The organism is Mycobacterium kubicae, from assembly GCF_015689175.1.
GTDB classification, from domain to species: Bacteria; Actinomycetota; Actinomycetes; order Mycobacteriales; family Mycobacteriaceae; genus Mycobacterium; species Mycobacterium kubicae.
In genome coordinates, this window is sequence record NZ_CP065047.1 from 2,658,466 (window position 1) to 2,672,137 (window position 13,672).

Here is a 13,672-nt window from a genome sequence, read left to right on the forward strand (position 1 = left end):
GTCGGAAGGTGGCAACAGATGGGTCGTGAAGATGGAGGCCGGTGGGACGTCGGCATCAAGGAAGATGCGGTTTACATCGCGCGTGTCTCGGACGCCAACAAGCGGTTATTCGATGATTCCTTGGCGTCTGACGAGGCTCGCGAACTAGCTGAGCTGTTGACGAAGTTCGCAGACAAGCTCGACCACAGCGACAAATCCAAGGACTCCGACGACTCGAAGGACAAGGACAAAGACAAGGACGACTCGAAGGACAAGGAGAAGGACAAGGACAAATCGAAGGACTCCGACAAGTCCAAAGATTCCGACAAATCGAAGAAGGACAAGTCCAAGGACTCCGACGACGAGGACGACTCCGACGACGAGGATGACTCTGAAGAGTCGAAGGACAAGGACGACTCGAAGGACTCCGACGAGTCCAAGGACAAGTAGCGGCGGGCAGCGCTTACCTGATCAGTCGCTACCGGCGTGCTGCCTCCGCGAGGTGGCCGAACGCGGTGGCCGGCCGCGCATGTGGTCGCGGACGCGGCTCATGAGGTCGCCCAGCGTGCGCACGTCCTGATCCGACAGCGCGCCGTACAACAGGTCGCGCACGACTTGCACGTGGCCGGGTAGGACCTTGTCAACGCGGGCCCGGCCCGCCTCGGTGATCTCGACGACGGTGGCGCGCTGGTCGTGGGAGCTGCCTTGGCGGGTGATGAGGCCCGCCTTCTCCAATAGCCCCGCTTGATGAGTCAGGCCGCTGCGGCTGTAGACCACTCCGTCGGCCAGGTCGGTCATCGTGAGCGGGCGCTCGGCCGCGGCAAGTTTGGCCAAGACCTCGAACTGCACGTAGCTGAGATCGCCTTCAGCTTGCAGCTGCTGGCGCACCGCGTACTGCAGCAAGCTGACCGCCTCGGTGAGGGCGAAGTACGTACGCATCTGCGCCGGATCGAGGGGCATGAGTCGAGCATAATGCTTCGACTTCGAAGCGAAGTGGCCACGATCACACCTTCCGTCGGAATTGATTCGAGATCGAAGCAAGTTACGCCATGGGTATCTGCTTCGAAATCGAAGCAACTGAGGAAGGGGAGTCATGAAGGCTGTGCTATTCCACCGCTACGGCGGTAGCGAGGTCCTGCAATACGAAGATGTGCCACGGCCGACGCCCGGCCCCGGCCAGGTCCTGCTCAAAGTCGCCGCGACCTCGTTCAACCCGGTCGACGCGGGGATTCGCGGTGGGTACCTGACGGACGTTTTCCCGATCACGTTCCCGCACATACCTGGCATCGACGTCGCAGGCACGATCGCCGAATTCGGAGACGGCGTGCAGGGATGGAACGTCGGTGACCCCGTCGTGGCGCTGCTGCCGATGGAATCCGACGGCGCTGCCGCCGAATATGTGCTCGCACCGGCCGAGGTGCTGGCCGCTGCGCCGCGGTCAGTGTCACTGGCGGATGCGGCCGCGCTACCGGTGGCTGGGCTGACGGCATGGCAGGCGTTATTCGAAGTCGCCGGTGTGACGGCCGGTCAGACGATCCTGATCAACGGTGCATCAGGTGCCGTCGGCGGCTATGCGGTTCAGCTGGCCAAGCAAGCCGGAGCGGTCGTCACCGCGACCTCCAAGCCGCGTGATGCCGACCGGCTGCGCGGCTACGGCGCGGATCGGCTCATCGGCTACCTCGACTACGGACACTCGCCGATCGTCGTCGATGGCGCGCCGTTCGACGTGGTGCTCAATCTGGTGAGTACGTCGCCGCAGCAGACCGACGCCCTCATCAGCGTGATCGCAGACGGCGGGTTTCACGTCGGGACCATGACGTCGGGGCCCGAGGACCCCGGTCGTCAGGTCCGCACTCAGCGCGTGTTCGTCCGCAGCGACGCCGAGCAACTGGCCGGCCTCGTCAGCCGCGTCGACGCCGGTCAACTGCGCATCGGCGTCGCCGACCGCCGTCCGCTCGTGCAGGCCGCAGCCGTGCACGCCGTCGCCGACGCCGGGCGCCTGCCCGGCAAGACGATTCTGGTGCCCGACGAGCGGTGACGGAACTGACCGGGACGGTCACAAGGTGGGAGCTGGGCCCTGATCGAGCACCGAGGGCACCCGAACCCTCGGTGCTCGGTCGGGGTTACCCAAGCTTCTACGATTCCGGCGGCGGGTGAAAACGTGTGCATGCGGCGGAGGAGAGGACGGTGTGATGAACCAGCAGGAGTTGGCCCGAGAACTCGGCCACCCCGGCGCCCAGAAGCTGCTCTCCGGCTCCATGGCCCGGCTGGCCTACAACGGACGAGATGGCTTCCCGCGGGTGATCCCGGTCGGATTTCATTGGACCGGCGAACGCATTGTTGTCTCCACGGCGCCGACAGCTCCCAAAGCACGCGCCCTTTCCTCCCGCCCTCAAGTCGCATTGACGATCGACACCGGCTCCACGCCAGAAGAAGCAAAGGCCCTTTTGGTGCGGGGCATCGCCACTCTCGAAACGGTCGACGGCGTCACCGACGAATACCTCGCATCAGCCAGAAGTTCGATGGACGGAGCCGAACTTGCCGAGTTCGAACGCAACGTGCGGTCGACGTATCAGCAGATGGTGCGTATCTCGATCGAGCCACACTGGGCGCGGTTCTATGACTTTGGGGCGGGCCGATTACCGGCGTTCCTCGCGAACCTTGTCAATGGCGGTTGACGCAACTCGATCACATTGCGTCCCAGACGAATAAAGAATCATTGAAGCTGGCTATGGGCAGTGACGAAATAGCCGGGCCAATAGGCCCGCCCGCGCCCGTCGTGCAGCGGACCGGCTGACGGACGTACGCCGGGCAACTGGTCGGTCAATCCATAAAGCCGGGCCGGCCGAATCTCATCGACATGCCAGAGCTCTGAGATGAGCTCGCGCAGTTGAGCTTCGGTGAACTGCGTGGGTAACGCTTCGGTGTGCCCCGGGAAAGCGCCGGCTGCGAACGCCAGTATGTAGAGCGTCGCGCCCGGAGCCGCCGCCCGATGTAGGCAACGGAGATAGTCCGGTTTGCGCTCGGGCGGTATGGCGTGCAGCAGTCCGCTATCAAAGATGGTCGAAAAGCGACCGTCGTATCCGGTCAACGAGGTCATATCGGTCGAAACGAACCGTGCGTTGTCCAACCCCCGTTGGCGGGCGGCTTCGGTAGCTGCCGCGACGGCACGAACTGACAGGTCCATGCCGACCACAGTGTGCCCGCGCGCAGCGAGAGCCAATGACAAAGCCGCATACCCGCATCCGGCGTCCAAGACCTCGCCACGAACCGTGCCAGCCCGCTCGATCACCTTGAGCATCTCCGGCTGAGGTTCGCCGATATTCCACGAGGGACCCCCGTCGTGCCCGTAGACCTCGTCCCAGTCGATCACGTCTGTCATTGGAGTTGTCCGATCATCGAAGCCGTCGCGGTGGTCGGCAGCGTCTGCGACCAACCGACTTACCGATGTATCGGAATCTATCACGATGCTCTCGATATGCAACCTCGGTTATGTCGAGGACGCGCGAGTCCTCCCGTCCGTAGCCCGGGCGACGTGTTCGGCGATATGGGCGTACGCCCGGCGCGTGACATCAACGGCCTCACTCATGATGTTGTAGCCGTGGTCGACACCGGGCACTTCGTAGTACTCGACCAATGCGCCGACGGCATCGAGCTTGTCTGCGTATCGGCGACCTTCGTTGCGGAGTCGGTCGTGCTCGGCTGTCACGACGAGAGCGGGGGCGATGCCGGCTATTCCGTCGGCGTTGGCACCCCAGGCCGGAGAGACGAGCCGGTGGCGCCGCTGCGCCGGGTCAGGAACGTAGGCGGTGTCGAAGATCTCACCCATCCACGGCTTCATGATGGCGCGCCGCCCGACCACGGACGGCTTGTCAGCCGAGGGCGTCACCAGGTCAAGGGGTGCGTAATGCAGCACTTGCAGCGCGATCCGAGGACCGCCGTTCTCCAGGGCTAGCCGGGAGGCGGCAGCGCTCAGGTTGCCGCCGGCACTCTGACCGCCCACACATAGCCGGGTGCCGTCCCAGTCGTGGTCAGTGCGCGCCGCCCAGCACACGATGTCGTAGATCTGTTGTGCCGCTGCGGGGAAACGGTGTCCCGGGGCAAGCACGTAGCTGGCGTTGATCACGGCCACACCAGCTTTTGCGGCCAGGTATCGGCACCATGGGTCGTCTTGTTCAGGCTGCCCGATCACAAATCCGCCGCCGTGGACGTTGACGTACACGGGTGGTTTGCCGGCGCTGGTCGGCGGGTGATAGACGGTCGCAGCCGTAGGGCCGTGCCGGGTGGGAATGACCTCTGCTGAAGTGCGGCCGTCGATTTCTGGAAATCGCACACCGGCCTTGGGGCCTGCATTGACCACCGTGGCGAACACTCGCGCAAGCGTGTCCGCCACGACCGGCATCGAAAGAATCGACATCGAGAAATGTTTCCTTTCCTACGGCCTATCGCGCGGTGATATCCGGCGGGTGCTGACCGCCGAGATTGCCATCCTCGAGGAAGCCCATTGCACGCAGCCCGATCGAAGATGGCGCAGATGAACTCTCGCGCGCCGTGCATCGTGGTCGTCGGAGTGACTGCGACGAAAGGTCGGGTGTGCGTGCACTGAGGGTTGTCGACCGATGACATCGGGAGCTCCCAGACCCGATTGCGCTCGGCGAGCCTACGCTAGCCGTCGCCGGCATCAAGCGGGGCACGCGCGAACCATTGCGGCTGAGGAGCAGGATGAACCAGCATCAGGACATTGAATTCGACGCCGAAGGTGTCATATTGCGCGGCTTGTTCTTTCCGGCAGCCGATGGACCCGCACCAGCACCGGCGGTAGTCATGGCGCACGGGCTGGCAGGTGAGGTGACCCACTTCATCACCGATTACGCCGAAGTCTTCGCCGCGGCGGGCCTCTCGACATTGGTGTACGACCACCGCGGTTGGGGCCGATCCGACACCGGGTCGGGCATGCCGCGCAACGAAAGCGACCCGTTCCAGCAGATCCGCGACTACCAGCACGCGGTGACCTACTTGCAAAATCGTCCAGATGTGAACCCGGACCGGATCGGCGCGTGGGGGACCAGCCTGTCGGCCGGTCATGTGTATGTCCTCAGGGCGATCGACCGGCGCGTCAAAGCCGTCGTCGGACAGGTGCCCTTCATCAGCGGCAGCCGCCACATCGGTGATCTGCTCCCCGCCGACACGCGCGAGGCCACCTTCGCATCGTTCGCCGCCGACAGGCGTGCCAGGGCCCGCGGCGACGAGGCGGCGTACCTGCCGATAGCGGATCAAAACCCCTGTGCCGGAGCGGCATTACCGACCCCGGATAGTTATCAGTACTTCTTCGGTCCAGGCGGCGTGGCAGAACGGGACCCGAGCTTCGCCAACCGCATCACCGCCCGCAGCGTGGAGAACTGCTTCGGCTACGAGCCGGGCTGGTACCTCTCGCACATCACTGCCACGCCAGTGCTGATGGTGATCGCGACACGGGACCGGCTGACGGCGGGCGAACTGGCGCTCGCAGCGTACGAAAACGCTTTCGGGCCAAAGCGCCTGGTCACGATCGATTGTGGTCACTTCGAGGCCTACTTCGGACCGTCGAGCAACATCGCAAAGTCGGCGGCTCGAGACTTCTTCACCGAGCACCTGTGCGCCTAGGCGCCCGATCGAATCCGTGCGCGCATCGTCCATACTTCTGCGCGCAGATGCAACGACCTCAGGCAAGCCGACGACGATACTGGTCAAGGAGATTCGCCGTCCTGATTGGAAGTAGGACCCGTTGTGTCAGAGCGCGTGTGCGTTGCATGAGATATGCCATCGCGACTTTTGTCACGGACGAGGGCATCGCGCCCGATCGGCTGGCTGTGGCGGTCGAAGAGCGCGGCTTCGACTCGTTGATCGTCACCGAACACTCCCATATGCCGGTTGCCTACCACGAACCATACGCAGGGGCGGGCACGCCGGGACGCGAGTACTTCCGGACGTTGGACCCGTTCGTCGTGTTGACCGCGGCGGCTGCGGCGACCCGAAACCTGTCACTGATGACCGGAGTGATCCTGCTTCCCCAGCGCGATGTGCTTTACACGGCGAAGGAGGTGGCCAGTCTTGATCTCGTTGCCCAGGGCCGGTTCAGGCTGGGTGTCGGCGTCGGATGGAACGAGCAGGAGATGCGGCATTGCGGCGTGGACCCGGTGACCCGGGGTGTCAAAATGACCGAACAGGTCCGCGCGCTGAAACAGATATGGACCCAAGACATCGCCGAATTCCACGGCCGCATCGTTGATTTCGCGCCAATTTACTCATGGCCCAAACCAGTACAACGTCCACACCCACCGATCTACGTCGGCGGGGGCAGTCGCGCCGCGTTACGACGGCTGCGCGATGTCGGTGACGGCTGGCTGGCTCCTCCTATGCCCGCCAACGACATCGCCCAAGCGCGACAATGGCTGGCTGACAACGGCCGGGGTGACATCGCTATCACCCTGTTCGCCGCGACTGCGAACCCGAAGGCGCTAGTCGAGTACGCGGCGGCCGGCGTGAACGAATCGGCCTTTCTGTTGCCGACAATGCCCGAACAGGACAGCCTTCGTGAACTGGACAGATTGGCGGAACTCGTCACCGCATCAGGGGAGTGGTGAAGTTTGCAGCATCTCGCATATGAAGTGGCGGGCACCGGTCCCGGCCTGGTCCTGATTCACGGAACCAGCAGCACACCCCACGGAACATGGGGTTCGTGTGTGGAAGCATTGGCGAAATCGCATACGGTCGTTCTGCCATACCTCCCCGGGTCGGGTGACAGTCCGTTGCCCGCAGCACCCATCGAAGCCGCCACCGTAGCCGCACAGATCGTCGCTGTCACCTCGCGAGTTGGGTTGCGCCGGTTCGCAATCGCCGGCGCATCGTTGGGAGGTCCGCTCGCCATGAAGGTTGCCGCAATGTATCCCGAGCGGGTGACCCATCTGGTATCCGTGTGTGGGTACGCCAAGGCCCGTCCGAGTTTGCGACTACGCGAGCAGGTGTTCGAAGCAGTGCTGAACTTGGATAGCGTCACGATCGGACGACTGCTTCTTGTTCTCGGTCTCACCGATCCCACATTCGTAAGCCGCAACGGAACCCCTTGAGGCGCAGGCAAGTCAAGGTCGGGGTCGTCGCCGAACCGGTCAACACCCGGTTCTCGTCCACCGCGTTGCTGCGACTCAACTATCTAGCAGCGGTTGTCAGCCGTGTCGATTCGTTCTGGCTCCCCGACCACCTGAACGCATTGCTGCCGCGCTCGCTCGCGACGCCCGAATACCTCGGTACCACCAGATTTACACCGAAGATTGATGCCTACCTCGAACCGTGGACGGTGCTCGGTCACATCGCTGCATGGAATCGGCTCGGCCGGTTGCGACTTGGGGTCGGCGTGACCGATTCGGGCCGCCGCAGTCCCGCCGTTACGGCGCAGGCGGCAGCTACCTTGCACCTCATCACCCGTGGCCGCGCAATACTGGGCATCGGTACCGGCGAACGCGTCGGCAATCAGCCCTATGGCGTCGATTGGCGCGAGCCGGTCGGGCGGTTCGAGGAGGCCGTCGCCACAATCAGGGCGCTGTGGGATTCCGGCGGCCGACTCGTGTCGCGGGATTCACCGTATTTCCCGCTGGACAATGCCGTCTTCGACCTCCCGCCCTATCGAGGGAAGTGGCCAGAGATCTGGATCGCCGCGCACGGACCTCGCATGCTCGGAATCACCGGCCGCTACGCCGACGCGTGGTTTCCAGGTTTTCCGCAGACTCCGCGGGAGTACGCCGAGCGGCTCGACGTCGTGCGTTCAGCCGCATCCGATGCGGGTCGCGATCCGATGGCCGTTGTCCCGGCGATCTGGCTGTTCGTCAATGCCGCCCCCACCCGCGACGACGTCGCCGCAGCGCTCGACTCGGACATCGCGAAGCTCATCGCGCTCGGCCTATCCGGTGACCAGTGGCGCCGCCACGGCGCCACCCATCCGCTGGGCAGTCAATTCAGCGGATCTCAGGACCTGGTTCCCCAAACAATGGACGCCGCAACCGCTTTGGCGTACGCAGCGCAGGTACCGCCGTCGCTGTTGCGTGAGGCCGCTCTGACGGGCACTGTTGACGACGTCGTCGACCAGGCCGCGGTATGGCGGGACCACGGAGCCAGCTACCTGGTGGTGTGCAACGTCGGTTACCTTCAGCCGAGCCTGCGGAAGGGCCTGGCGTCGACCGGCGCGTTTCTGAAGGTAGTTCGTCGGCTGCGCAGCCTGTGAGCTGGGGGCGTGCCTCAGAAAAGGGTGCCGCAGTAGGGTGCGCGTTCGGTGTTGCAGGCGGCATCCAGCTGCCGTAGCGCACCGCTGCGCAGTTCGGTGATGCGGCTGGCTCGATGCAGCTCCACTGCTCGATGCGCCCCCATGTAGATCGTTCCCAGATCAGCCAGACCGATCGTGATGTCTGGGGGACCGTCGTGGGGAGTGCATGTCCCGACACCATCGCGGGTTTGGAGACGGAATACCCCTCCGGCCACGCCGAGCGGATCTGTCACTTCCAGCACGACGTCGATATCGGCCCAGTATTCACGCGCGCTGAGCACCTCGGGCACATTCATGATGCGCATCCACAGGAAATCGCTCAGGCCCGTCGTTTGAGTCGCAAGCGGATCCTTGAGTTTGAGGGGGAGCGGATCATCGACCGGGACTTCAATCACAATGTTGTCGAACATCTTCAATCCCATCAGGGCAGCAAGCAATTCGGTATGTGCTTCGTCTGTGATCGGGCAGAAGTCTTGAATGATCGCGTCACCGAAAGGACGCCGAAACGAGTGCGGCGACGCTCCCGTCACCCGGTAGGTCAAGAAGCCGTCCGGGTGGATGATGAAATTCAGCGCTGATGCATTGTCGCGCTGACTGACCCGGTCCTCCAAGTAGTCGTCCCACCACCCGCTTTGCCGGCTCAGCGCCCCATGGGTTACGGCACACCATCGCTCGTAGATATCCGGTAGATGGCGCCTCGCCTGGGAAGCGTCGACCTCACGCGCCCGAGTCCGGCCGGGTTTGGTTCGTAGTTCGGTGAATCGTGGCTCGAGGTTGTAGGTGCGGGAGTAACTGGCCACGCCGGCGCCCAGGATTTCGTACACCGTTGGCTGGGTCGGAACGCCACAGAGGATGGAATAGCCGCGGTCCATCAGGATGCCGAAGCCCCGGATGCTGAGCTGCTGCCAGACTCCCCGCCCTTGATGCGTGGCCGCGACCGCGATCATGGCCAGCCACCCGGCTTCGAGACTGGCGCCACCAGGCACGGTGAGCCGCAGCCGGTAGTAGAGGGAAGTTCCGACTAGGAACGGCTCCTGCGGGTCAGTGACATCCTCGGCGACCAGGATGTCCTCGAGGTTGACCCGGCGTTTCCAAGCTTCGACGTCGGGCGCCTCCACCGAAACTCCGTACGCGCGAGCCTGGTTCTCGTAGACCGCCTGCCAATCCTCTTCCGTCGCGAACCTGATCCTGAGGGATTCGTCCGTTGTGTTCATCCTCATCCAATTCGATAGTGGCTCAGTTGAACCGGCGCCTCCACCGATCCCACATCGCTGGTCATTGAGGTGTCGCTCGGAATCGGTACCCGAGTGTTGGACCGCGAAACGAAGCTACACTTGCCCGTCGGTGAACATGGGCGAGGGTGGTCACCGGCAGAAGTTGAGTAAGCAGCACTCAGCTTGACCCGGTATTCGTCGACGCCGCTCAAGATCCGGCTCCTGCAATGATCGAGGGAATGCATAACCGGCCATCGGACTTATGCAACATCAGTGGTGTGGGCGGTCAGACCTTCCTGGGTGTAGCGAGTGCGGCTCAGGAACTTACAGCGGAAGGAAGTCGAGATGCTGCACGGAATCACTCGACTTGCTATCGCCGCGCCACGACGGATCATCGTACTTGCCGTCTTCATTGCGCTGGCCGCGGCGATTTTCGGCGTTCCGGTAATCAACAGCCTCTCGCCCGGCGGCTTTCAAGACCCCACCTCCGAGTCTGCGCAGGCGACCATCCTGCTGAGGGAGAAGTTTCAGCAGACCGATCAGAAAATGATCATCTTGGTCACCGCACCCGCCGGTGCCCGCAGCGATCAAGCCCGTCGGGTCGCCACCGATATCGTCGACCAGCTGAAGAAGTCACCGTGGGTCTTCGATGTGTCCTCGGCGTGGACCTCTCCGCCGCAGGCCGCTGCCCGGCTCATCAGCAAGGACAACAAATCCGGGTTGATTGTGGCCAACCTCAGGGGCGGAGAAAACAATGCGCAGAAGTACGCCAACACACTTTCCCAGCAACTGGTGCACGACCGCGACGGCGTCATCGTGCGCGCCGGCGGCATGGCGGTGGCCTATAACCAGGTGAACCAGCAGAACCAGCGCGATCTGGTGGTGATGGAATCGATCGCCATTCCGCTGAGCTTCGCGGTACTGGTGTGGGTGTTCGGCGGTCTGGTCGCGGCGACGCTGCCCATCGTGTTCGGCGGGCTGGCCATCGTTGGCACCTTGTCGGTCTTGCGACTCATCAGCTTCACCACGGACGTGTCGACGTACGCGCTGGACCTAAGCGTGGCAATGGGTCTCGCCCTGGCGATCGATTACACCTTGTTGATCATCAGCCGTTACCGCGAAGAGCTGGCCGAATGCGGTGACCGAGATCAGGCCCTGTTCCGAACCATGGCCACCGCAGGCCGAACCGTGTTGTTCTCTGCGACCACCGTCGCCTTGTCGATGGCGGTGCTGATGGTGTTCCCCATGTACTTCTTGAAGTCGTCCGCCTACACCGTTGTGGCTACCGCGGCCATCGTGGCGATTACCGCCATCGTCATCACCCCGGCGGTGATCGTAATGCTGGGGCCGCGTCTGGACGCGGTGGATGTGCGCCCACTCGCGCGCCGGGTGTTCTGGGGGCAGAGCACCCCTAACCGCGTGAGCAAACCGGTCCACGACATGTTCTGGTACCGGTCGACCCAATTCGTCTTGCGCCATGCCCTGCCGGTCGGTTTGGCTGTGGTGGCGTTGCTCCTGCTGTTGGGGCTGCCCTTCCTCGGAGTGAAGTGGGGCTTCCCCGACGAGCGTGTGCTGCCCGAAACAACGTCGGCGCGCCAAGTCGCCGATGCGTTGGAACACGATTTCGTCGACGACCTGGGTATGGCGGTGTTCGCGGTCGTTCCCGATGCCCGGGGCGTGAGCCCCGCCGATCTCGAGCGCTACGCTGCCGAGCTGTCTCGGGTGCCGGACGTGTCGGCGGTGACCGCACCGACCGCGACATTCGTCGCCGGGCAGCGCGCGGGCCCGCCCGCCGCACCTACCGGCCTGGCCAATGGCAGCGCGTTTTTGACCGTGACCAGCACCGCGCCGCTGTTCTCCGAGGCTTCGGCCGCCCAGCTCGACCGGTTACACCAGGTACCCCGACCGGCGGGACGGTCCGTGGAGATGGCGGGGTTGGCGCAGACCAACCGCGACAGCGTCGACGCCATCACCACGCGGTTGCCTACGGTGCTCGGATTGATCGCACTCATCACCTTCGCTCTGTTGTTCGTGCTCACCGGGAGCGTGGTGCTGCCGCTGCAAGCGCTCGTGTGCAACGTGTTGTCGTTGACCGCGGCATTCGGTGCGATGGTGTGGATCTTCCAGGATGGGCACCTGGGCGCGTTGGGGACCACCCCTACCTCGACGTTGAACGCCAACATTCCAATGCTGCTGTTCTGCATCGCTTTCGGGCTCTCCATGGATTACGAGGTCTTCATCGTCTCGCGGATTCGTGAGTACTGGCTGGCCGCCAAGGCCGACCACGGCAACGCATCGAGCCCAGCGAACCTGCGCGCCGCGAACGACGAAAGTACGGCCCTGGGTTTGGCAGGCATTGGGCGGGTTGTCACCGCAGCCGCATTGGTGATGTCGATCTCCTTTGCCGCGCTGATTCCAGCGCAGGTGTCATTCATGCGAATGCTGGGACTTGGCTTGACGCTCGCCGTGCTGGTCGACGCCACTCTGGTGCGCATGGTCCTGGTTCCGGCCTTCATTCACGTGCTGGGTCCGTGGAGTTGGTGGGCACCCAAACCGCTGGCCTGGCTGCATGAACGAGAACGGTTGGTGACCGGTGAAGGCGCCGCGGCTGCGGTAGGTCGCCAGCGATGGGCGGCCGACGCGGCCCCACTGACGCCCGATCTCGACGAGCAGCGAGCATCCTCGGTATCCGATGCCAGTTAGCCGGTGCGCACTCCCGGACCCCCGAGGCGATCGAGCCAACTAGGCAGGTTGGTTCACAGCCCCATCGAGTTCCTCGGCGCGATCGCGTGCCGCGCCGGCCTCAACACGCGCCAGCTCGAAGATTGCCCCCGTCATCACCACCGCCGCTACGGCTAGGGCGACAATGCCGGCGCGACCCGTATCGAGCGTTTCGCCGAGGACCACGACACCCAGCACTGCCGCCACGATCGGCTGCATCACCTGCAGTGTCGGCATCGATGCCGTCAGGGGGCCGGCGCGGAACGCCGCCTGCCCCCATACGAATCCGCCCAGTGCGACGAGTAACCAGGCATACAACTCGGGGGTGCGGGCCACTACCCATCCGCCTTCTCCGAGCCGATGGACGACCTCCTTGGTCAAGACGGCGAAGACCCCCCACAGCGAACCCGCCACGAAGGCGAACAGCACCGCGGCCAGCACACCGCCGAAGATTCCCGCCGCGACGACGCATCCAATGAGCAAGGGTGCCAACACCGCGGCCACAACCGCCCAGCTCTGAAGCGATGCGCTCGAGTTACCGGCTTGGGGCTTGCCTACCGTCACGATCACGATCACCGCCGCGGTCAACAGACCGGCCCAGATCCACTCTCGGCCGCTCACGCCTCGCCGCGACAACCGCGCATTGACCGGCAGGGCAAAAAGCAGCGAAAGCATCAACAACGGTTGCACCAGCAGCACTGAACCCAGGCCCAGCGCCGCCGCCTGCAACCCGATGCTCGAAACCAGCAACACGGCACCCAGGAGCCACCACTTATCCCGTAGGAGTTTGAGCACCATCGCGATATGGCCGACCGACCTGTCGGTGAACCGGTGCGCCACATGCTGCTGGAGAACGTCTCCCATACCGACGCACAGCGCAGAACCCAACGCGAGCAGAACGGCGATATGTAGCTTGGCCATGAGTGTTGTCTCCGTCGACGTCGTAGGCCCGTTCAGGAATCGACTTCCCTAATACCATCCTGGGCAACACTTCTATCAAACTCGACCGTCCGCAGGCCTTGCCGCATCGAGCGGCCCAGCGCTTCCACCCGAAAGGATTCAGCGTCCGTCGGTTTTGCGGTGAAGGAACCCGACCAGTCAGCGACTGCTGAGATCCTCCCGGTCGTGCACCTACCCGCCAGCACCGATAGTAGAGCCGCCGCATCTGCGGCGTCTGGCGGAGCGCACGACACAGCGACAACGACAATCGCGATATGGCCATTCCTGGCTAAGCGACGCGGAGACCGGCGTCGGACTGCGTGCCCGCCCGCTGCAGCAACCGCCAGCAACCCGACTAAACACCGCCCGGGGCAGCCGCAACCGAACCTATCCACGCCGTCGGGTGTAGTCCGGGCGGGACGGCGCGAACCGAGCCGGACGCGCCGATCGCCGATCGGCAACCGTCAACGGCGCAAGTTCGGTTCGGGGCCGCCCAGCGGCGCGACCGCGGCGGCGCCATCCTGGG

Annotated in this window: 13 protein-coding genes; 8 read left to right on the forward strand and 5 right to left on the reverse strand. The window is 64.0% G+C overall.

The annotated features are described in order from the left end of the window. The first annotated feature begins 18 nt into the window (after positions 1-18). Positions 19-429: a hypothetical protein gene (locus I2456_RS12470; protein ID WP_085075219.1), complete on the forward strand. Its 411-nt coding sequence runs from the start codon at positions 19-21 to the stop codon at positions 427-429. Between the two features lie 21 nt (positions 430-450). Here the strand turns inward: I2456_RS12470 and I2456_RS12475 are convergent, their stop codons facing one another. After that, a complete protein-coding gene (locus I2456_RS12475; RefSeq protein WP_068034620.1) occupies positions 451-939 on the reverse strand; it encodes a MarR family winged helix-turn-helix transcriptional regulator in 489 nt (162 codons plus the stop codon). A gap of 133 nt (positions 940-1,072) precedes the next feature. On the opposite strand from I2456_RS12475, the gene I2456_RS12480 reads away from it, so the two are divergent. After that, positions 1,073-2,017, forward strand: a complete 945-nt coding sequence (locus tag I2456_RS12480) for an NADP-dependent oxidoreductase (RefSeq protein WP_085075220.1) — start codon at positions 1,073-1,075, stop codon at positions 2,015-2,017. 154 nt (positions 2,018-2,171) lie between these two features. Further along, positions 2,172-2,657, forward strand: a complete 486-nt coding sequence (locus I2456_RS12485) for a pyridoxamine 5'-phosphate oxidase family protein (protein ID WP_085075221.1) — start codon at positions 2,172-2,174, stop codon at positions 2,655-2,657. A 38-nt stretch (positions 2,658-2,695) separates the two neighbouring features. Here I2456_RS12485 and I2456_RS12490 read toward each other — a convergent pair whose 3' ends face one another. Both I2456_RS12490 and I2456_RS12495 read right to left on the reverse strand, forming a co-directional pair. Beyond that, the gene (locus I2456_RS12490; RefSeq protein ID WP_085075222.1) at positions 2,696-3,361 is read right to left on the reverse strand and encodes a class I SAM-dependent methyltransferase; all 666 of its coding nucleotides are present in this window, start codon (positions 3,359-3,361) and stop codon (positions 2,696-2,698) included. Between the two features lie 108 nt (positions 3,362-3,469). After that, on the reverse strand, positions 3,470-4,312 hold the full coding sequence (locus I2456_RS12495; protein ID WP_085075254.1) for an alpha/beta hydrolase: 843 nt from the start codon (positions 4,310-4,312) through the stop codon (positions 3,470-3,472). 389 nt (positions 4,313-4,701) lie between these two features. Between I2456_RS12495 and I2456_RS12500 the strand changes: the two genes are divergently transcribed. From I2456_RS12500 to I2456_RS12515, 4 genes are all read left to right on the forward strand, one after another. Continuing rightward, positions 4,702-5,622 (forward strand): alpha/beta hydrolase, encoded by a 921-nt coding sequence (locus tag I2456_RS12500; protein ID WP_085075223.1) that lies wholly within the window; start codon positions 4,702-4,704, stop codon positions 5,620-5,622. Between the two features lie 146 nt (positions 5,623-5,768). Continuing rightward, positions 5,769-6,602, forward strand: coding sequence for an LLM class F420-dependent oxidoreductase (locus I2456_RS12505; RefSeq protein WP_068034631.1), 834 nt, complete (start codon positions 5,769-5,771; stop codon positions 6,600-6,602). 99 nt (positions 6,603-6,701) lie between these two features. Then, a complete protein-coding gene (locus tag I2456_RS12510) occupies positions 6,702-7,085 on the forward strand; it encodes an alpha/beta hydrolase (RefSeq protein WP_241007981.1) in 384 nt (127 codons plus the stop codon). After that, complete coding sequence (locus I2456_RS12515) at positions 7,082-8,233, forward strand: LLM class flavin-dependent oxidoreductase (protein ID WP_085075225.1); 1,152 nt, start codon at positions 7,082-7,084, stop codon at positions 8,231-8,233. The genes I2456_RS12510 and I2456_RS12515 overlap by 4 nt, the downstream gene beginning before the upstream one ends. A gap of 14 nt (positions 8,234-8,247) precedes the next feature. On the opposite strand, the gene I2456_RS12520 is transcribed toward I2456_RS12515, so the two are convergent. Further along, a complete protein-coding gene (locus I2456_RS12520; RefSeq protein WP_068034636.1) occupies positions 8,248-9,486 on the reverse strand; it encodes a GNAT family N-acetyltransferase in 1,239 nt (412 codons plus the stop codon). Between the two features lie 345 nt (positions 9,487-9,831). On the opposite strand from I2456_RS12520, the gene I2456_RS12525 reads away from it, so the two are divergent. Further along, entirely contained in the window at positions 9,832-12,189 is a 2,358-nt protein-coding gene (locus I2456_RS12525; protein WP_085075226.1) for an MMPL family transporter, read from the forward strand. Positions 12,190-12,228: 39 nt separating this feature from the next. On the opposite strand, the gene I2456_RS12530 is transcribed toward I2456_RS12525, so the two are convergent. Next, positions 12,229-13,128 (reverse strand): DMT family transporter, encoded by a 900-nt coding sequence (locus tag I2456_RS12530; protein ID WP_085075227.1) that lies wholly within the window; start codon positions 13,126-13,128, stop codon positions 12,229-12,231. Between the last annotated feature and the right edge of the window lie 544 nt (positions 13,129-13,672).

Excerpts from the sequence above, each read along its gene's own strand:
- I2456_RS12505 (WP_068034631.1), top strand. The coding sequence starts at position 5,769 with ATGAGATATGCCATCGCGACTTTTGTCACGGACGAGGGCATCGCGCCC.
- I2456_RS12485 (WP_085075221.1), top strand. The coding sequence starts at position 2,172 with ATGAACCAGCAGGAGTTGGCCCGAGAACTCGGCCACCCCGGCGCCCAG.
- I2456_RS12480 (WP_085075220.1), top strand. The coding sequence starts at position 1,073 with ATGAAGGCTGTGCTATTCCACCGCTACGGCGGTAGCGAGGTCCTGCAA.
- I2456_RS12470 (WP_085075219.1), top strand. The coding sequence starts at position 19 with ATGGGTCGTGAAGATGGAGGCCGGTGGGACGTCGGCATCAAGGAAGAT.
- I2456_RS12490 (WP_085075222.1), bottom strand. The coding sequence starts at position 3,361 with ATGACAGACGTGATCGACTGGGACGAGGTCTACGGGCACGACGGGGGT.
- I2456_RS12520 (WP_068034636.1), bottom strand. The coding sequence starts at position 9,486 with ATGAACACAACGGACGAATCCCTCAGGATCAGGTTCGCGACGGAAGAG.
- I2456_RS12525 (WP_085075226.1), top strand. The coding sequence starts at position 9,832 with ATGCTGCACGGAATCACTCGACTTGCTATCGCCGCGCCACGACGGATC.
- I2456_RS12475 (WP_068034620.1), bottom strand. The coding sequence starts at position 939 with ATGCCCCTCGATCCGGCGCAGATGCGTACGTACTTCGCCCTCACCGAG.
- I2456_RS12500 (WP_085075223.1), top strand. The coding sequence starts at position 4,702 with ATGAACCAGCATCAGGACATTGAATTCGACGCCGAAGGTGTCATATTG.
- I2456_RS12530 (WP_085075227.1), bottom strand. The coding sequence starts at position 13,128 with ATGGCCAAGCTACATATCGCCGTTCTGCTCGCGTTGGGTTCTGCGCTG.